This is a genomic window from Phenylobacterium aquaticum (genome assembly GCF_022695515.1).
Taxonomy (GTDB): Bacteria; Pseudomonadota; Alphaproteobacteria; order Caulobacterales; family Caulobacteraceae; genus Phenylobacterium; species Phenylobacterium aquaticum.
On sequence record NZ_JALDPT010000005.1, the window covers coordinates 55,606 to 73,621 of the forward strand.

General features: G+C 69.5%; 16 protein-coding genes. 7 read left to right on the forward strand and 9 right to left on the reverse strand.

Annotated features, from left to right (window positions below; all coding sequences use genetic code 11):
* The first annotated feature begins 75 nt into the window (after positions 1 to 75).
* From MQH10_RS05335 to MQH10_RS05350, 4 genes are all read left to right on the forward strand, one after another.
* Positions 76 to 1,107, forward strand: coding sequence for an SAM-dependent methyltransferase (locus MQH10_RS05335; protein ID WP_242563033.1), 1,032 nt, complete (start codon positions 76 to 78; stop codon positions 1,105 to 1,107).
* A 9-nt stretch (positions 1,108 to 1,116) separates the two neighbouring features.
* Positions 1,117 to 1,533, forward strand: a complete 417-nt coding sequence (locus tag MQH10_RS05340; protein WP_242563034.1) for a DUF2177 family protein — start codon at positions 1,117 to 1,119, stop codon at positions 1,531 to 1,533.
* Between the two features lie 194 nt (positions 1,534 to 1,727).
* Positions 1,728 to 3,314, forward strand: coding sequence for an AMP-binding protein (locus MQH10_RS05345; RefSeq protein ID WP_242563035.1), 1,587 nt, complete (start codon positions 1,728 to 1,730; stop codon positions 3,312 to 3,314).
* A gap of 342 nt (positions 3,315 to 3,656) precedes the next feature.
* Positions 3,657 to 4,946: a metal-dependent hydrolase family protein gene (locus tag MQH10_RS05350; protein WP_242563036.1), complete on the forward strand. Its 1,290-nt coding sequence runs from the start codon at positions 3,657 to 3,659 to the stop codon at positions 4,944 to 4,946.
* Here MQH10_RS05350 and MQH10_RS05355 read toward each other — a convergent pair.
* A complete protein-coding gene (locus MQH10_RS05355) occupies positions 4,943 to 5,839 on the reverse strand; it encodes a LysR family transcriptional regulator (protein WP_242563037.1) in 897 nt (298 codons plus the stop codon). The two genes, MQH10_RS05350 and MQH10_RS05355, sit on opposite strands and share 4 nt — an antisense overlap.
* Before the next feature lie 82 nt (positions 5,840 to 5,921).
* On the opposite strand from MQH10_RS05355, the gene MQH10_RS05360 reads away from it, so the two are divergent.
* From MQH10_RS05360 to MQH10_RS05370, 3 genes are all read left to right on the forward strand, one after another.
* Positions 5,922 to 6,647, forward strand: coding sequence for a TorF family putative porin (locus MQH10_RS05360; RefSeq protein ID WP_242563038.1), 726 nt, complete (start codon positions 5,922 to 5,924; stop codon positions 6,645 to 6,647).
* Between the two features lie 64 nt (positions 6,648 to 6,711).
* Positions 6,712 to 8,823 (forward strand): phosphocholine-specific phospholipase C, encoded by a 2,112-nt coding sequence (locus MQH10_RS05365; RefSeq protein WP_242563039.1) that lies wholly within the window; start codon positions 6,712 to 6,714, stop codon positions 8,821 to 8,823.
* A 92-nt stretch (positions 8,824 to 8,915) separates the two neighbouring features.
* Positions 8,916 to 10,079 carry a DegT/DnrJ/EryC1/StrS family aminotransferase gene (locus MQH10_RS05370; RefSeq protein WP_242563040.1) on the forward strand — a complete coding sequence of 388 codons (1,164 nt, stop codon included), beginning with the start codon at positions 8,916 to 8,918 and terminating at the stop codon, positions 10,077 to 10,079.
* A 156-nt stretch (positions 10,080 to 10,235) separates the two neighbouring features.
* On the opposite strand, the gene MQH10_RS05375 is transcribed toward MQH10_RS05370, so the two are convergent.
* The 8 genes from MQH10_RS05375 to MQH10_RS05410 form a co-directional block, all read right to left on the reverse strand.
* The gene (locus tag MQH10_RS05375) at positions 10,236 to 11,054 is read right to left on the reverse strand and encodes a thioesterase family protein (RefSeq protein ID WP_242563041.1); all 819 of its coding nucleotides are present in this window, start codon (positions 11,052 to 11,054) and stop codon (positions 10,236 to 10,238) included.
* Between the two features lie 78 nt (positions 11,055 to 11,132).
* Positions 11,133 to 12,023, reverse strand: a complete 891-nt coding sequence (locus MQH10_RS05380; RefSeq protein WP_242563042.1) for a patatin-like phospholipase family protein — start codon at positions 12,021 to 12,023, stop codon at positions 11,133 to 11,135.
* A 196-nt stretch (positions 12,024 to 12,219) separates the two neighbouring features.
* Positions 12,220 to 13,122, reverse strand: a complete 903-nt coding sequence (locus tag MQH10_RS05385) for a hypothetical protein (protein WP_242563043.1) — start codon at positions 13,120 to 13,122, stop codon at positions 12,220 to 12,222.
* A 29-nt stretch (positions 13,123 to 13,151) separates the two neighbouring features.
* Entirely contained in the window at positions 13,152 to 13,622 is a 471-nt protein-coding gene (locus MQH10_RS05390) for a DUF1425 domain-containing protein (protein ID WP_242563044.1), read from the reverse strand.
* 23 nt (positions 13,623 to 13,645) lie between these two features.
* Entirely contained in the window at positions 13,646 to 14,824 is a 1,179-nt protein-coding gene (locus MQH10_RS05395; protein ID WP_242563045.1) for a COG3014 family protein, read from the reverse strand.
* Between the two features lie 10 nt (positions 14,825 to 14,834).
* The gene (locus tag MQH10_RS05400) at positions 14,835 to 15,476 is read right to left on the reverse strand and encodes a penicillin-binding protein activator LpoB (protein ID WP_242563046.1); all 642 of its coding nucleotides are present in this window, start codon (positions 15,474 to 15,476) and stop codon (positions 14,835 to 14,837) included.
* 84 nt (positions 15,477 to 15,560) lie between these two features.
* Positions 15,561 to 16,076 (reverse strand): hypothetical protein, encoded by a 516-nt coding sequence (locus MQH10_RS05405; RefSeq protein WP_242563047.1) that lies wholly within the window; start codon positions 16,074 to 16,076, stop codon positions 15,561 to 15,563.
* Positions 16,077 to 16,284: 208 nt separating this feature from the next.
* Entirely contained in the window at positions 16,285 to 17,979 is a 1,695-nt protein-coding gene (locus MQH10_RS05410; protein ID WP_242563048.1) for a bifunctional helix-turn-helix transcriptional regulator/alpha/beta hydrolase, read from the reverse strand.
* Positions 17,980 to 18,016: the final 37 nt, after the last annotated feature.

An 18,016-nucleotide genomic window follows, 5' to 3' on the forward strand; every position in this document is an offset into this window, starting at 1 on the left:
GGATGCATCCTCCATCCCCCTTGGCGCGTATCGTCGCCGGAGGTGAAGTCCTCCATCCAGACCGGAGGATCGTCCATGTCGCTCGTCGCCGCCACCATCCAGGCTTTTGAAGGGGCGCCACTTCCGGATGTGGTCCGGCGCGCCGCCGTGGAGGTTCTGGTGGCCAACGCCCGGCGCAATCTGCGCAATGCGCCGGCCGGCGCCGAGGCCGAATTCGCCCGCGAGATGGCCGCCCGGCCGATCGCCGAGCACACCGACGCCGCCAACGACCAGCACTATGAACTGCCCGCCGCCTTCTTCGCCGAGGTCCTGGGCCCGCAGCTGAAATACTCCTGCTGTCTCTATGGCGAGGGCGCGTCCAGCCTGGCCGAGGCCGAGGAAAAGGCCCTGTCCGAGACCGCCGCCCACGCCGGCCTCGCCGACGGCCAGACCATACTGGAACTGGGCTGCGGCTGGGGGTCTCTGTCGCTCTGGATGGCGCGGGCCCTGCCCAAGGCGACCATCACCTCGGTGTCCAATTCCCGCAGCCAGGGCGAATACATCCGCGCCCGCGCCGCGGCCCAGGGCCTGACCAATCTGACGGTCGTCACCGCCGACATGAACGACTTCGAGACCGACGCCCGGACCTATGACCGCATCGTCTCGGTGGAGATGTTCGAGCACATGGCCAACTGGCGCGCCCTGCTCACCCGGGCGCGCGGCTGGCTGAAGCCGGACGGGCGGATGTTCATCCACGTCTTCACCCATAAGACCACGCCCTATCGCTTCGAGCTCGATGACGAGGACGACTGGATCGGCCAGCACTTCTTCTCCGGCGGGGTGATGCCCAGCCACGACCTGATCCGCCAGTTCCCCGACCTGTTCGAGGTCGAGGACGCCTGGCGCTGGAGCGGCGCGCACTATGAGAAGACCGCGCTCGACTGGCTGGCCAATTACGACCGCAACATCGGCCGCATCCGCCCCGTGCTTCGCGAGGTCTATGGCGATCAGGCCGTCCTCTGGCATCGGCGCTGGCGGCTGTTCTTCCTGGCCACCGCCGGCCTGTTCGGTCACCGTGGTGGCGCCGAGTGGGGCGTCAGCCACTACCGCCTGAAACCCGCGCTCTAGGATCCGCCCATGCTGAGACTTCTCGCCACCTATCTGGCGACCGGCCTGGCGCTCGCCGGCGTCGACTTCATCTGGCTGACCAAGGCCCAGGCGCTCTATCGGCCGACGCTCAACCCGGTGCTCGCCGATCAGGTGAACCTGGGCGCGGCGCTCGCCTTCTACCTCGTCTATGTCACCGGGGTGACCAGCCTGGCGGTCGTGCCCGCCGGCCGCGCCGGCTCGGTGCGGCGCGGGGCGCTCACCGGGGCGGCGCTCGGCGCCTTCGCCTATGCGACCTACGACCTGACCAACCAGTCGACGCTCAAGGTCTGGTCGACCACCATCACCCTCGCCGACATCAGCTGGGGGACCTTCCTGACGGCGGTGGCCGCCAGCGTGGGGACCTTCGTCTATGTCCGCCTGTCGCCGCGGAACCCCCGTCCCTGATCCGGACAAAGTCCGGATTTCCGCAGACGTTGTCGCGCGCGCGCGGGCCTGTCATTGTCTCCCCCGGAGGAGGACGCGGTCATCTTCGGCGACGCATATTTCGCGCCCGCCGATCGCCGACAAAACGTCCCTTCCGCCAATAGAAAACGCGCCGGCGGCCTCGTCTGAGATCCTCCGGCGCCGGGAGGAATTTGATGGAAGATTTGAAGGACCGGGTCAGCCTGGACCAAGCGCTCGAGGCCGCCGCTCAGGTCGGCATGACCACCGCCATCTGGGCGGCCGTGCACCCCGACAAGGTGGCGATCCACGACCCCAATGGCCGCACCAAGACCTTCGCCGAGATCAACGCCGCCGCGAACAAGCTGGCGCGTCTGTTCCGCCAGCGCGGCCTGAAGGCCGGCGACGCCCTGGCGCTGGTCTGCTCCAATCGCGCCGAATTCGTCGAGGTCCTGGCCGCGACCCTGCGGACCGGGATCCGCATCACCCCGGTCAACTGGCACCTCACCGCCGAGGAAATCGCCTACATCATCAAGGATTGCGAGGCGAAGATCCTGGTCGGCGAGCAGCGGGTGCACACCGTCGCCGAAGCCGCCCGCGACTGCCCCGACCTGGTCCTCAAGCTGGCCGTCGGCGGCGACCTGCCCGGCTTCGAGAACTATGACGAGGCGCTCGCCCCGATCGACGGTTCCGACATCGACGATCCGGTTCTCGGCAACGGCATGATGTACACCTCGGGCACCACCGGCCGGCCCAAGGGCGTCTATCGCCCGGTCCCCGTGGTCACGCCCCAGGCCATGTACGCCATGCGCGGCTACGACCATGAGACCTCGGTGCAGATGTGCGCCGGCCCGGCCTATCACGCCGCCCCGCTCGCCTTCGACGTCCGCGCCGCCATGGGCGCCGGCGTGCCCCTGGTCTTCATCGACAAGTGGGATTCCGAGCATGTGCTGCGGACCATCTCGGAGAAGAAGGTCACCCACCTGCACCTGGTGCCGATCATGTTCCAGCGCCTGCTGGCCCTGCCGGACGCGGTGAAGGCGAAGTACCCCGTCGATCACGTCAAATACATCGTCCACGGCGCGGCCCCCTGCCCGCCGGAGGTCAAGTTCGCGATGATCGAATGGTTCGGCCCGATCCTGTCGGAATACTACGCGGGCTCCGAGGGCGGGGCGGGCTTCACCATCGATTCCCACGAGTGGCTGAAGAAGCCCGGCAGCGTCGGCAAGCGCCCGGCCCTGCTGCAGGTCCGCATCCTCGACGAGAACGGCAACGACCTGCCCAACGGCCAGCCCGGCGGCATCTACCACCAGCTGCCCCCCGGCGGCGGCTTCACCTATTACAAGGACGAGGCCAAGACCCAGGCCAGCCGGGTCGACGGCTTCTTCACCATGGGCGACGTCGGCTATTTCGACGAGGACGACTATCTGTTCCTGACCGGCCGCAACGCCGAGACCATCATCTCCGGCGGGGTGAACATCTATCCGCAGGAGGTCGACAACGAGCTGATCAAGCACGAGGCCGTGGCCGATTCCTCCACCGTCGGCGTCCCGCACGAAGAGTGGGGCGAACAGGTCAAGGCGGTGATCCTGCTGAAGCCCGGCTACACGCCGTCCGAGGCCCTGGCCCAGGAGATCCTGGACTTCGGCCGCAAGACCCTGCCGGCCTTCAAGGTCCCCCGCAGCCTCGACTTCGTCACCGAGCTGCCGCGCTCCGAAGCCGGCAAGATCCAACGCAACAAGGTCCGCGCCCCCTATTGGGAAGGCCGCACCCGGCAGATCTGAGGGATCTGCAGACCGCTTACTTAGCCCTCTCCCCGCCTGCGGGGAGAGGTATGGAATGTGAGGCAGCCTGGGCGAGGTGATCCTTCTCCCCTTGCGGGAGAAGGTGTCGTCCGAATGGACGACGGATGAGGGGTCTCTCAGAACCCTCAACTTCCGTCGGTGCAGAGAAGTGGCGAGGCCTATCGACCCCTCATCCGACCCTGCTTCGCAGGGCCACCTTCTCCCACAAGGGGAGAAGGACGACACATGCGATCGCTCCGCCATTTTCGGGGCGAGGAACTCACCCTTGGCCTCGCCAGCCGCCTCCCCTAGGGTCCCAGGTCTGTTTGAGGGGCTTATCCAATGAAACGACTGATCCAGGGCGTCCTTTTGGCCGCCGCGCTGGTCCTGCCGGCTCACGCCGCGGGCCCGCTCACCTTTGTCCAGGCCGGCCGCCTGCTGGCCGATCCCGCCACCGGCAAGGTCGAGACCGCCAAGACCCTGGTGATCCAGGACGGCAAGGTGATCCGCATCGCCGACGGCTATGTGTCCGATCCCGGCGCCCAGGTCGTGGACCTGAAGTCGAGCTTCGTCCTGCCCGGCCTGATCGACAGCCACGTCCACCTGACCAACCAGCAGAACCCCAACAGCGCGCTCGAAGAGGTCACCCTCTCCTCCGCCGACCAGGCGATGGTTGGCGCGCGCTACGCCAAGCGCACCCTGATGGCCGGCTTCACCACCGTCGCCGACCTGGGCGCCGACAACCAGGCGATCTTCGCCCTGCGCCGGGCCACCGCGCTGGGCGACGTGCCCGGCCCGCGCATCATCGCCGCCGGCTCGGCGATTTCCGTCCATGGGGGCCACGGCGATTCCAACGGCTTCCGGGAGGACATCATGCATGTCCTACGCCCCGGCTCGGTCTGCTCCGGCCCCGATGATTGCCGCCGCGCCGTGCGCGAGCAGGTCTGGCTGGGCGCCGACATCATCAAGATCACCGCCACCGGCGGGGTCCTGTCTAACACCGCCGCGGGCCTGGCCCAGCAGTTCTCCGACGACGAGCTGGCCGCCATCGTCGACACCGCCCACCGCATGGGCCGGCGCGTCACCGCCCACGCCCACGGCACGGATGGCATCAACGCCTTCCTGAAGGCCGGCGGCGATTCCATCGAGCACGGCACCTATCTGGACAAGGACTCCATCGCCCTTTTCAAGAAGTCTGGCGCCTATCTGATCCCGACCCTGATGGCCGGCGACTATGTGGCCAGGATCGCCTCCAGCCCTGGCAACTTCTTCACCCCGGCCCAGACCGCCAAGGCCCTCGAAGTCGGCCCCAAGATGCTGGACATGGCGCGGCGCGCCCATGACGGCGGGGTCAAGATCGCCTTCGGCACCGACACCGGCGTCTCGGCCCATGGCGACAACGCCTATGAGTTCGTGCTGCTGGTGAAGGCCGGCCTCACTCCGCTGGAGGCTGTCCAGGCCGCCACGGTCAATGCGGCCGACCACCTGCAGATCGCCGCCCAGGCCGGCGCGCTCACCCCCGGCCACAACGCCGACCTGATCGCCGTCGCCGGCGACCCGCTTTCGGACGTCTCGACCCTGCAGAAGGTCGGCTTCGTGATGAAGGGCGGGACGGTCTTCAAGCAGCCCTAACCGGCCGCCTGCCGGATCCGGTCCAGCAGCCAGTCGACGCCCGCGTCCGGGGCGTCGGCGCGGCGCACCGCCGACACCTCAAGCCGATAGGGGGTGAACGGCGGATCCAGCACCTGCAGGCCCAGCCGCTCGGCGTGGCGCTCGGCCAGCCGGCGCGGCACGGTGGCGATCCCGTCGCTGGACGCCACCATCACCAGGGCGGTCAGCCATTGGGGCACCACCGCCATCACCGCCATCTCCTCTGCGCGCCGGTCGCCGGCCGTGTCGCTGACCGCCTGGGCAAGGATATGGCCCGTGTCGCGATAGGCCTCGAAACTCAGGCCGGGCCCGATAACCGGATGGCCCTGGCGGGCCACCACGCAGTAGCGATCCTCGAACAGAAGCTCGGCGGCGAGGCCCGGCCGGATTTCGCCGAATCGCCCCAGCGCGAGGTCGATGTCGCCGCGCCTCAGCCCCTCCTGCGCGGCGTCCTGGGTCGGGAACTGGACGGTGAAGATCACCCCGGGCGCCTCAGCCCGCAGCATCTCAACCAGCCGACCGCCGATCAGGGCGGTGACGAATTCCGGCGCCGCGAGCCGGAACTGGCGGGTGCTGGTCGCCGGGTCGAACCCGCTCTCCCGGCCGAGCGTCGTGCTGGTCAGGGCGAGCAGGGCGTCGATCCGCGGGCCAAGCTCCAGGGCGCGCCGCGTCGGCTCCATGCCGTGCGGCCGGCGAATGAACAGCGGATCCTCGAACAGGTCGCGCAAACGGACCAGGGCGTGGCTGACCGCCGAGGGCGTCAGGCCCAGGCGCTCGGCGACCTCGCCTGCCCGGCGGCGCAGCAGGAGCTCGCGGAACACCAGCAGCAGTCCGCCGTCCAGCCGCCTGATTTTGCCAAAGTCGAAATCACTCATGCGGCGATTTCAATATATCTGAATTCAACCCCTGGCTAGGTTTCCTCCGCCGGCCCTGACGCCGGTTCAAGGACATCTCGACATGCAAAACCTGACCAAGGCCGCTTGCGCGGCGGCGATGGCGTTCGCCGGTACGGCGGTCCTGCCCGGGACCGCGGCGGCCGAGGGCGCCCTGATCACCCAGCTCACCTATGCCAGCCAGTACCGCTGGGACGGCGTGTCCAACTCCAACAACCAGCCGGCGGTCCAGGCCTCGGTCTATTGGTGGCGGCCGGACCGCAACTATGCGGGCCTGTTCCTGACCAGCGTCGATTTCCGCGACCCCGGCCACACCTCCTACGAGGTCGACGTCTATGCCGGCCATCACTTCGACCTGAAACCGGCCCGGGTGACGGCCGAGGTGATGTACACCTCCTATCCGGACAACAAGACCTGGGGCCCGACCTATGACTTCATCCAGGGCAAGCTGCAGGTCGAGCGCAAGGTCGGCGACGTCCAGCTCAAGGCCCTGACCACCTATACGCCGGAGACCTCCTATCGCGGCGGCCGCTCCTGGATGGTGCGCGGCGAAGCGGTCTATCCGATCACCCCGAACTTCAGCCTCAACGCCAGCCTGGGCCATCGCTGGACCCGGCGCCAGGACCGCACCTACTGGTCGGCCGGCGGCACGGCGACCTGGAAGGCCCTGGCCTTCGACCTGCGCTATGTCGACACCGATCTGTCCCCCGATCAGTGCGGCTATGTCAGGCAGGCCTGCCGCCCCGCGGTCGTCGGGGCCGTGACGGTGACTTTTCCACCGTTTCACTAGCGTCACTGTCATGACCTCGCCGCGAAAGCTGCCTATGCGGGCGCCATCGCGTTAGGGTGAGCAAATGACCAGTCTCGATCGCCGCGGCTTCCTGATGGCCGCCGCCACTGCCGCCGCCCTGCCCCCCGCCATCGCCCGAGCCCGGGCGATCGACGCCGACGTGCGCACCGGCACGATCAAGGACGTCGAGCATGTGGTCATCTTCATGCAGGAGAACCGCAGCTTCGATCACTATTTCGGCTCCATGGCCGGGGTGCGGGGCTTCGGCGACCGCTTCCCGATTCCCGTGCCGGACACGGACGGGCTGAAGAACGCCACGGTCTGGACCCAGCTGAACAAGCCGCCCGGCCTGCCGCTGATCGCGCCCTTTCACCTCAACACCGTGCAGACCTTCGCCCACATGCGGGTGGAGGGCACGCCGCACCTGTGGCCGGACGCGCAAGGCGCCTGGAACGAAGGCCGCATGAACCATTGGCCGGTGACCAAGACCGAGCATTCGATGGGCTATTACAAGGCCGCCGACGCGCCGTTCCAGTTCGCGCTCGCCGAGGCCTTCACCCTCTGTGACGCCTATCATTGCTCGATCCTGTCGGGGACCAATCCCAACCGCCTGTTCCTGTGGACCGGGACCAACGACCCCACGGGCCGCGACGGCGGGCCCGGCATGGCCAATTCCCACGACCGCTTCGTCTCGGCCGGCGGTCACGCCCGGTCCTACAGCTGGACCAGCTATGTCGAGCGCCTCGACAAGGCCGGCGTCTCCTGGCGGCTCTATCAGGACATGGCGGACAATTTCACCGACAATCCGCTCGCCGGGTTCAAGGCGTTCCGCGAGTCCTATGACAAGGTCCCCGGCTCCGATCCGCGCCTGGCGGAGCGGGCGCTGACCACCCGCATGCTCGACGGCCTGCGTGAGGACGTCGTCACCGGCAAGCTGCCCCAGGTGTCCTACATCATCGCCCGCGCCGCCGATTCCGAGCATCCCGGCCCGTCGAGCCCGGCCCAGGGCGCCGACTTCACCGCCCAGGTGCTGGATGCGCTGACCGCCGATCCCAAGGTCTGGGCCAAGACCGCCCTGTTCGTGATGTTCGACGAGAACGACGGCTTCTTCGATCACGCGCCGCCGCCGGCCCCGCCGTCGCGCGACGCCTCGGGCGGCCTGCTCGGCGCCTCGACCACCGACACCGCAGGCGAATATCACCTGGTCGCCAGCACCGCCGATCCCCAGGCCGAACGGCCGGAGCTGATGGGCCGCCCCTATGGCCTGGGCCCGCGGGTGCCGATGTATGTCATCTCGCCCTGGAGCCGCGGCGGCTGGGTCGATTCCGAGGTCTTCGACCACACCTCGGTGATCCGCTTCCTGGAGACCCGGTTCGGGGTGCTGGAGCCCAACATCACGCCCTGGCGGCGGACGGTCTGCGGCGACCTGACCTCGGCCTTCGACTTCAAGACCCCCAACGACGCGCCGTTCTTCGAGTCCCTGCCCAAGACGGCGGAGACCGCCGCCCGCGCCCGCGCCCTGCCCGGCCGCACCGCGCCGCCGACCCCGGCCCTGCCGGAAGCCCCGATCCAGGCCGCCGGCGCCCGTCCTTCCCGCGCCCTGCCCTACCGCCTGGACGCCGGCGCCCAGGTGACGGGAGAGACGGTCACCCTGACCTTCGCCAACACCGGCAAGGCCGGGGCGGTGTTCCATGTCTATGACCGGCTTGCCCTCGACCTGCCGCCCCGCCGCTACACGGTGGGCGCCGGCAAGCGCCTGCAGGGCGTCTGGGCCGCTAGGGCCGGCGCCTATGATCTCTGGGTGCTGGGCCCGGCGGGCTTCCATCGCCACATGACCGGCCAGGCCACCCAGCCGCTCGAGGCCCTGCTCGCCCCCCAGCGCAGCACCGACAGCCTGACGCTCGTGCTGCGCAACACCGGCAAGAGCGCGATCGAGGCCAAGGTCTCGCCCCAGGCCTATGCCGACGCCCACACGCCCTGGACCGCCACCCTGGCGCCCGGCGACACGGCCACCCACACCTGGCCGCTGAAGGCGACCGGCGGCTGGTACGACCTGGCGGTGACCAGCCCCACCGCGCCCGGCTTCCTGCGCCGGCTGGCCGGGCGCATCGAGACCGGCCGCGACAGCGTCAGCGATCCGGCCATGGGCGGGGCGGCGCGCATGACCCGGGCCTGACCCCCGAAACTTTGCGAAAACAAGCGTGTTTGGCGCGGGTCGGCGGCGCGTGGCATATGGCGCGCCGTTTCGAACAGGGTCAGACTCCCCGCATGCCTATTCCGTTCATCGACCTGCAGACCCAACGCGCCCGCCTGGGCCAGCCGCTGGAAGACGCCATTCTCAAGGTGGTCCGCTCCGGCGCCTACATCATGGGTCCGGAGATCGCCCAGTTCGAAAAGGCCTTGGGCGAGTTCGGCCACGCGCCCTACGTGCTCTCCTGCGGCTCGGGCACCGAGGCCCTGCAGCTGCCGCTGATGGCCTGGGGCATCGGCCCCGGCGACGCGGTCTTCTGCCCGTCCTTCACCTTCGCGGCCACGGCCGAGGTCATGCCGCTGGTCGGCGCCTCGCCGGTGTTCGTCGACATCCTGCCCGACACCTTCAACCTTGACCCGGTCAAGCTCGACGCGGCGATCGAGGCGATCAAGGCCGAGGGCAAGCTCACGCCCAAGGCGGTCATCGCCGTCGACCTGTTCGGCCAGCCGGCCGCCTATCCGGCCATCGCGCTGGTCGCCCGCAAGCACGGCCTGAAGCTGATCGCCGATTCAGCCCAAGGCTTCGGCTGCACGCTGAACGGCCACCATCCGATCCATTGGGCGGACGTCGCCACCACCAGCTTCTTCCCGGCCAAGCCGCTGGGCTGCTACGGCGACGGCGGCGCCATCCTGTCCAAGGACGCCGGCTTCCACGACTTGCTGGTGTCCTTGCGCGTCCACGGCCAGGCGGTGAAGTCCGACATCGAAGGCCGCACCTTCGACCACGACCCCAAGTACCTGAACATGCGGATCGGCATGAACAGCCGGATGGACACCATCCAGGCCGCCGTCCTGCTGCAGAAGCTGTCGATCTTCGCCGACGAGATCGAGGCGCGGAACCGGGTCGCCGACCGCTACGCCGCCGGCCTGTCCGACGTGGTCAAGACGCCGACCGTCATCGAGGGCGGGGTCTCGGTCTGGGCCCAGTACACCATCGAGACCGACGACCGCGACGGCCTGATCGCCCATCTGAAGACCGCCGAGGTCCCGACCGCGGTCTATTACCCGATCCCGATCCACAAGCAGGGCGTCTATTCCGTCTACCCGACCCCGGGCGGCCTGCCGGTCACCGAGGCCAAGGCGCAGACGGTCATGAGCCTGCCCATGCACCCCTATCTGACCGAGGATCATCAGGACCAGATCATCGCCGCGATCCGGTCCTATGTGCTGAAGAACGGGTAGGGCCGTTCCTCCCCCGCTGGGGGAGGTGGCCCGAAGGGCCGGAGGGGGCCGGCCGCTTTGGCGGACGGTCACGGCGGATCGACCGTATCCGTCCCTCCGGGACAGCCCCCTCAGTCAGCTTCGCTGACAGCTCCCCCAAGGGGGGAGCAGCCGCTCCTACTTGAACCAGCAGAGCTGCTCGGTCGTCGCCAGCAGCAGGCCGTCGCGGCTCCAGAGCGTGCCGGTCTGGTCGAAGAAGCCCGCCTCGAACCTACGGGCCTTGGCCTGGGCCAGGACGAAGTCGCCGCCGACGGCCTCAAGCTCCGCCGGGGTGGCGTGGAAATAGACGCTCATCGAGACGGTCGAGACCGGCCGGCGCACCGGCTCGCGATAGAAGATGCGCGGCGCGAACACGTCGGCCAGGGCCGCCAGCAGCGGATAGTCCAGCGCCCGGCCCTGGCCGTCGCGCACCCAGGTCAGGGTCTCCGTGTCGGCGTTCTCCTGCAGGATCTGGGCGCCGCCAGCCGGGCGGAAGTCGAACATGGCGCCGAAGGCTAGGCCGCCCCGACGCTCCGGAACCTCCATCGCCTCGGGCGGGGCCACGACGGGCATGTCCGCCTCGTGGGCCGACAGCGTATCGCGGCGGTGGCCGAGGGTGACCATGGCCATGGCGGCCGCGCCCTCGCCCTGGGTCAGCTCCGAGGTCCAGAACTCCATGGACCGGCCCTGGCGCGCGGGCCGGGTGGTGACGGTCAGGGGGGTCTCGTCCAGCCCGCCCATCAGGTTGGCGGTCATGGCCACCGGCGTGCCGTTGTGATCGGCTTCGGCCAGCACGGCCTTGAGCAAGAGCGCGATGGTCCAGCCGCCCCAGGGGCCGATGGCGTTCCAATAGCGCTTGTCGACCTGGCTCTCCCAGGCGCGGGGGCTCTTGGGCGTGAGCGGCAGGGCGGCGTCGAAGTCCAGCAGGGCGGACGGGGCGCCCGAAAGGTCGTCCATGGAAATAGCCTCGGATCGCAATGGGGCGCCGCGGTCAGGGGAGGCGGCGGCGCAACGGAATAATCCGCCGCTAATGCGTCAGGCCCAGAAGGCGCGCAAGTCCGCCGCGGCGTCAGCCCCCTGCGCCACACCGGCGCGGGCGGCGTCGGCCCGCTTGCGGAAGTCCATGAGATTGATCCCCATGGCCGCCTGGCAGGCCGCGTCGGGCGCCAGCACCACGACCTCCGCGCCGGCGTCACGCAGCACCGCGATCTCGGCCTCGAACCGGCGGGCATAGGCGTCCGCCGCCGCCCCGGCCGAGGCGTCAGTGCGCACCTGGATCACCACCACCCGCTCATAGCCCTTGGCCATGTCGGCGTTGGTCCCAGAGCGCATGCCGCCGTCCATATAGCGCCGGCCCTTCAGGGTGATCGGCGGGTAGACGCCGGGCACCGAGCAGGACGAAGCGACCGCGCGGGTCACGCCCACCCCGCTGTCGGCGGTCCACAGCACGAACGCGCCGGTGTCGACGTCCACCGCCGTGCAGGCATAGCCGCGGGTCGGCCAGGCGTCCTCGGCCAGGCTGGCGAACGACCGGCCGAAGCTGGCGATATAGGCCGCCTCGTCCGGGGTCTGGGCGGCCTTGGCGAAGTCGCCGATCTCGACCCGCACGGCCTGGGGATCGCGCGTTCCCGCCCCAGCCTCGGCCATCAGCTTCATCAGCACGGTGAGATCTGCCGGCGGCGCAGGCTTTGCGTCGGTCTGGGCGCGTGGCGCCGGCGGCGGCTCGTTGAGGATCGGATCGACCAGGGTGGCGGCGTCCGCGCCCAGGGCCAGGCGCGCGCCGACAAAACTGCCGGCCGAGGTGCCCAGGATGAAATCGGCCTGGGCCAGATCGACCCCCGCCCGCGCGAGCCCCGAGATCAGGCCGGATTCCCAGGCGATGCCCACCGGGCCGCCGCCGCCCAGCACCAATGCGCGCCGTCCCATCGTCTCGCTCCCCAATCTTGTCTTTGGGTCAGGATCGTCGAGGCGGGGCCCGGCGGCAAGACAAGACGGGCGCAGTCCTCTTGGTGGACTGCGCCCGCTTCGGAGGCCCGACCGAAACTCCCCCAAGCTCGGCCGTTCTGGTCCCGTCCCGAAGGACGGGGCACGGGCGGCTCCCGGCGCCCGAACCGTCCACGCCTCAGCGCAGCTTGACCATGGTGTCGTAGGCGATCTGGGCCCCGACCAGCTGCGGGGTCTGGCGAGACGTCGCCGCCCGCTTCTCGAAGCCGGCGCCGTTCACCGCCGTCCACTGCGCCTGCCCCCTGGGGGGATCGCCCGAGGTGACGAACTGGGCCTTCACCGTCGAGGTCGGCAGGTGGGTCACCCGGACCGTGAAGCTGACGCCGGTGGGCGAGGCCGGGTCGTTGTCGGGCAGGACCTCCATCAGGTACTGGACCCCCTGCCCCATCGCCAGGGTCTCCAGATACTGGATGTCCAGGCGGTCCTCGCGGCTTTTCTGGGTGGAGATCTTCCGCATCAGGGCCTCGCGGCTGACCATCTTCGCCCCCGCCGACAGGAAGGTGGAGAAGATCGCCGACTCGACCCCGTGGGCGTAGGTCGGGTCGGCCAGGGCGTAGCGGGACTCGGTCGAGCGCTCCTGGCGTTGACGCTGCTCGGTCAGGACGGCGACGCCGGTGCTTCGGCTGGAGGCGGCGACCCGATCGCCCTGGCCCGCGGCCACGCCATAGCCGGCGATCCCCACGGTGCTGGCGCTCGACGCGGAGACGGCGTCCGAGCGGCTGGCCCCGACCACCGCGCCGGTCTGGACGCTGTCATACTGGCTGGTGGCGTCCTCCAGCAGCTCGCGGTTCCAGAACAGCAGGATCGAGGGCCGCCCCGCCGCCTGGTACCAGCGCGCGAAGGCGCTGGAGGCGGCGTAGTTGCCGGCGTCGGGACTGGCGCTCGGGGCCGGGGCGTTCACCGCCGGCAGGCCTTCGCGATAGGTCACGGCCGGCGCCTCGGGCCGCATCTGGGCGGCCGCGGGCCCGGCGAGAACCAGACCCGCCAGGGCGGCGGTGATGAGCTTGGGCGTGATCGACATCGAACCCTCCGGGGATCGAGGCCCGGGCGCTACTGGGCGCCGCGGACCTCCACATAGTACTGGGCCGAGGTCAGGCGGGTGGAGCTCTGCTCGAAGGTCACCATGGCCTGGGGCTGGACGAACAGGCGGGTCCAGGACTGGGCCTGGTCCGTGGGGACGCCCGCGGTGTCGTACCAGGACGCGCGGACCTCCAGCGGGATGGCGACATCGGTCTTGTTGCGGATCTGCACCGTGATCTTCTTGAAGCCGGTCGGCCCCGTGGAGAGATAGGCGCCCTCGACGTCGAGCAGGCTGTCGACCTTGGTCTTCGACATGTTCTTGTAGCGGGCCAGGGTGTTGTCGATCACCCGCACGGTGTTGAGGGTCGGCCGCACGTCGTTCTGATTGTCGATCCGCACGCCGCCTTCCGGGCCGGGGGTCTCGCAGGCGGCCAGGCCGGCCGTCGCCGCGGCCACGGCCGCGAGGATCGACAGGCGCTTGAGGAGCTGGGTCTGGGTCATCTGGGTTCCGTTTCCTGTTGGATCTAGTGGGCGCGCACGAGGCAGAGCTGCTTCTTGTTGGCGTCGAGTTCGCAGCGGATGGGCTTGTCCTCGCCCTCGACGGCGACGCCGCCCTTAAGGAAATGCGCGGTCAGGGTCTGGGGCTTGCCGGCCGCGGCCAGGGTGAGCACGTGGACGGTGTCGGGCAGGGAGGACCAGGCGCGGGTGTCGGCCTGGGGCTTGGTCGAGGAGGACACGATCAGCAGCACGCCGGAGACCACGCCCACGGCCGCGACGGCCCCGCCATACTGGCCGTCGGCGCTGAAGGCCGAGCTGTTGGAGGACAGCGCCACGCTGGTGTCGGCCAGGAACGAGCCCACCCCGCCGGTGGCGGCCTTGAACTGGGCCTTGCCGGCCAGGATCTTGTCGATCTCCCGGCCCCCGCGGGTGGAGGCCTGGAAGTAGAGGTCCTCCATCGGATAGGCCTGCATCGGCGCCGCGCCGTTCATCACCTGGACCTGGTTCTCGGCGATCGGCTTGCCGCGGCGGTAGACGAAGAAGCTGTGGCTGGCGCCGTCGCCCAGCTTGCGCGGGGCGAGCCCGGTCTCGGCGAAGACCAGGGTGTCGTCCTTCTCGCCGAACCCGCCGAAATCGGGACGCAGCTTCTTGAGCTGCTCCAGGGTTTCGGCCGCCAGGTCGGTGTCGCCGTTCAGGTGGCTGGCCCAGGCGTCGAGATAGAGCAGCAGGGCGAAGTCGGACCGGTTCTGGTCCTCTTCGGCGAAGGCGTCCTGCATCAGGCCCCGGCGAAAGGCGGCGCGGGCGTTCTCATAGTCGGCGTCGTGCAGATAGATCAGGCCGCGATAGAGGAACACCATGGCGCGCTCATAGGGCTCGCCCTTGAAGTCCTTCGAGCCCTCGTCGTACCAGAGCTTGCGCGCATTGGCGGCCGTCGGGCTGTCGGCGAACACCGCGTCGATCCGCGCGATGGCGTCGTCCAGGGCCGGCTTGGCGGTCGCATAGTCGGCGCGCCAGAACGCCCGGGCGCCGATCTCCATTTGGTTCAGCACCCGATTGGTCGGAACGTCCGTGGTCAGACGTTGAGCGAACTCCTCCGGTCCGGCGTCATAGGCGACCGGCGGCAGGACAGGCGGCGGCGGGGCGGCGAGCGCCGGGGCGGACCAGGCCAGGGCCGCGGCGACGCTGAGCGGGGCGAGCTTCGACATCGTCGCGCGCCTAGCGATAGACGACGTCGTCGCGGTTCTCTTTCTTGAACTCGTAGAGGTTCGACCAGATGATCTCGCCGTACTCCATGTCGAGCAGCTCGAAGGTGTACTGGCTGAAGCGCGAGGTGACGCCGGTCTTGGTGTCGACGGCGTCGCGGGTGCCGATCCGGCCGACCAGGCGATAGTCCGCCCCGGCCTGGGCCTTGGTGCGGCCGGTGGTGCCGACATCGACCTTGCCCGAATCCTTCAGGTCGCGCTCTTCCTCCACCGCCGCGGCGTATTCACGGCCGATGAACCGCATGCGGCCCTGGGCGGAGCGGATCAGATTGACCCGGATGCGGTCGGTGATCAGGGCCTTGTCGATGATCTCCGAGCTCTCGTTCCGGAAGAACTTCGGATCGACGATGATGCGCGGCGGCGTCGGCCGGTTCATCAGCTCCGGGACGGTCAGCAGATCGCGGACCATGGCGTCGCTCATCGAGACGATGTCCTGGCTCTCGGTGCCCACCCCCTTCACGCCGTCCGGCGAGGTGGTGTCCCTGTAGACCGTGGCCGAGCCCTGGGGCTTCAGCTTGGGCGCGGCGAGCGCCGGCCCGACGGCGCTCAGCGCCAGGAGTGCGGCGAACGCCGCGGAGATGGACTTGGATGACATGGTCGCCCTCTTGGCGGCGGCCTCCGCGCACGGGGCCGGAAAGAACCCCGGCCGCGCCCAGGCGCAGCCGGGAGGGTCAGGAGATCACTGCGCCGAGGCGGCCTGCAGGGCCGGCATGTAGGCGGTCTGGAATTCCGGATAGATCGCGTAGGTCGCGTCCAGAATCTTCTGGTACTCGGGATTGGTCGAGTAGTTGACGTACATGTAGACGGCCATGTCCTGCAGCGAGTTGAAGCTGAGGTCGGTGGACGAGCGCAGATATTCCTCGCCCCCGATGGACTTCAGCGCGATCGAACGGCCCATGGCCTCGCCCGCCTTCTTGCCCAGAAAGCCGCCGACGAAGGGCACGTTCTCCATGGCCTTCTGACCGGCGTAGTTGCCGGCCATGGAGCCGATCTGGCCCGCCGCCTTGACCTGCATGGACTTGGTCACCCAGCCCGCGGTCACCCCGTCGGAGGTGAAGGGCGAGGCGTATTTGCCGGCCGAGCCCTCGATCGGGGTCGGCGCCTTCAGCTGCGTCGGCGCCGAGATCTTGGGCGCGCCCCAGGCGGCCAGCATCAGGGCGCTGAGCGCCACGGCAGGAACATAGATCTTCTTCATGGGGCCCCCCGGCCTGAACAGTGTTGCGCCAGCCCCTTCTTGGCCGCGCAGGGTCCTTTGGCGCCGGGGTCCCGGCCGTGACAGGCGACCGGGACGGGGTGCGGGGGACGTCTGGGGGCGACCCTTGGGGGCGGGTCTAAGCCAGACGGTTGTGGCGGGTTGTCGCAGGCGGCGCATGATCCAAACGGACTATGCCGCGCGCGGATGATCAGGCGGCCTGGGCCAGTTCCTCGAGGATTTCGCGCCAGTATCTCAGGGCCAGGAAGTGCCCGGTCCCCGGCACGATCTTCACCTCGTGCGCCCGGTCGCCCAGGAAACCCATGAGGGCCGGCAGGGGGGCGAACTGGTCCTCCTCGCCGTGCCAGATCCGCAGGGGCGCCTTCAGGTCGGCCAGGGTCATGTTGCGGGCGCGCCGGAACGCCTTCAGCTCGTCGGCCGCGCCCTGGGTGGTCACCGACAGGGCCTCGGTCACATAGGCGGCCACATAGTCGACCGTCCAGGGATTGGCCTCCAGAAAGGCCTGATCGCCGGGCGAGCCTGCGGCGGACGAGCGGACGAACCGGCGGATCAGGTTGGCCGAGATGCGCAGCCGCATGATCGAATAGAGGGTCTCCACCACCCAGGGATGGCTCTCGATCCTCTGGCGGAACAGGTTGATCGGATCCTGCGGTCCTTCGATCTGAGACGGGCGCGGCGGGCGGCCCGAGATCAGCAGCACGCACTTGGTCCGGTCACCCAGCCGAACCGCCGTCTGCAGGGCCGAAGGCGCGCCGGACAGCATGCCCCCGATCGCCACCTGATCGAGCTCCAGGCGGTCGCACAACTCGACCATGTCGGCGGCGACATTGTCGAAGCTGTAGTCGGGATGCGGATCGGAGCCGCCAAATCCCGGGCGGTCGGCGCAGATCACCTGGACCCCCAGGCGCCGGGCGTGTTCGGACAGGCCGGGCGGCAGCAACGACGAGCCCAGCCCCTCGTGGAACATCAGCACCACGCGATCCTGGCGGGGTCCGTAGGCGCGATAGGTGAGGCGCCGGCCGTCTGAGAGCGCCAGGGCCTCGATCGGCGGGGACGCCAGGCCGGGCCCGGGTCGGGCCGCGGCGCCGGCCTCGATCAGCCGGGCCATCTGGGACAGTTCGGCGAGCGCCCGCACCAGGTCGCTCTGGCGCTTCAGGCCCATCTTCTCGAAGATCGAGCGCAGCTGGTTGCGCACCGTATTGACGCTGACGGCCAATTCGTCGGCGGCGTCCTTCAGATTGCGACCGTCCCTCAGCTTGCGCGCCAGCCGGACCTCCGCCGGGGTGAGGCCAAAGCTTTCCCGAAGCCCCGTCCACAGCCGCGCCGCCTCCTCGGCCGCCGGGAACACCAGGGCGACGGCCTGGTCGTCGTCAAGCGCCACGGCCCGCCCGCCCAGCTCCGGCAGGCGCGAGGCCGGGGTCAGATAGGCGAAGCACGGCCCCCGCTCGTCATCGCGCTCCAGCCTCAGGATGGTCTGGCCGTCCGGCTCCTGACGGACGCGCTCCAGCGCCTGCTCCAGGGCCCAGCTGTTGGCGGGATCGTCGAAGGCCAGGGGCTCGCCAAAGGCCATGCGACCCAGTCCGGCCTCAAGCACCGTGGCCGCCGTCGCGCCGGCGGCGACCACCCGGCGGCGACGCGACAGCACCAGCCAGGCCGGCTCCGGGGCGACCGCGGCGTCGTCGGCGCGCCCCACCAGGCGGGCGATCTCCCGGCTCTGGGCCAGTCCCATCTTGGCGGCCGCGGGGACATCGTCGGTGGGCTGAGCCTCGCCGAGCGCCTCGACCAGCTGGTCCCAGCGGTCGGGATCGGCGGCGATCTGATACATGGCCTCGATGACCAAGGCGATCTCATCGCCGGGGGCGTCGTCACTCCGTGTATCGGGCATGGGCCGGGGGAAGCCTCAATCGAATCCGACCACCTTA

Bases quoted from the DNA above. Each gene is read 5' to 3' on its own strand.
- MQH10_RS05390 (WP_242563044.1), bottom strand. From the start codon at position 13,622: ATGACCCAGACCCAGCTCCTCAAGCGCCTGTCGATCCTCGCGGCCGTG.
- MQH10_RS05410 (WP_242563048.1), bottom strand. From the start codon at position 17,979: ATGCCCGATACACGGAGTGACGACGCCCCCGGCGATGAGATCGCCTTG.
- MQH10_RS05385 (WP_242563043.1), bottom strand. From the start codon at position 13,122: ATGTCGATCACGCCCAAGCTCATCACCGCCGCCCTGGCGGGTCTGGTT.
- MQH10_RS05375 (WP_242563041.1), bottom strand. From the start codon at position 11,054: ATGGACGACCTTTCGGGCGCCCCGTCCGCCCTGCTGGACTTCGACGCC.
- MQH10_RS05340 (WP_242563034.1), top strand. From the start codon at position 1,117: ATGCTGAGACTTCTCGCCACCTATCTGGCGACCGGCCTGGCGCTCGCC.
- MQH10_RS05365 (WP_242563039.1), top strand. From the start codon at position 6,712: ATGACCAGTCTCGATCGCCGCGGCTTCCTGATGGCCGCCGCCACTGCC.
- MQH10_RS05405 (WP_242563047.1), bottom strand. From the start codon at position 16,076: ATGAAGAAGATCTATGTTCCTGCCGTGGCGCTCAGCGCCCTGATGCTG.
- MQH10_RS05345 (WP_242563035.1), top strand. From the start codon at position 1,728: ATGGAAGATTTGAAGGACCGGGTCAGCCTGGACCAAGCGCTCGAGGCC.
- MQH10_RS05395 (WP_242563045.1), bottom strand. From the start codon at position 14,824: ATGTCGAAGCTCGCCCCGCTCAGCGTCGCCGCGGCCCTGGCCTGGTCC.
- MQH10_RS05380 (WP_242563042.1), bottom strand. From the start codon at position 12,023: ATGGGACGGCGCGCATTGGTGCTGGGCGGCGGCGGCCCGGTGGGCATC.
- MQH10_RS05400 (WP_242563046.1), bottom strand. From the start codon at position 15,476: ATGTCATCCAAGTCCATCTCCGCGGCGTTCGCCGCACTCCTGGCGCTG.
- MQH10_RS05355 (WP_242563037.1), bottom strand. From the start codon at position 5,839: ATGAGTGATTTCGACTTTGGCAAAATCAGGCGGCTGGACGGCGGACTG.
- MQH10_RS05350 (WP_242563036.1), top strand. From the start codon at position 3,657: ATGAAACGACTGATCCAGGGCGTCCTTTTGGCCGCCGCGCTGGTCCTG.
- MQH10_RS05370 (WP_242563040.1), top strand. From the start codon at position 8,916: ATGCCTATTCCGTTCATCGACCTGCAGACCCAACGCGCCCGCCTGGGC.
- MQH10_RS05335 (WP_242563033.1), top strand. From the start codon at position 76: ATGTCGCTCGTCGCCGCCACCATCCAGGCTTTTGAAGGGGCGCCACTT.
- MQH10_RS05360 (WP_242563038.1), top strand. From the start codon at position 5,922: ATGCAAAACCTGACCAAGGCCGCTTGCGCGGCGGCGATGGCGTTCGCC.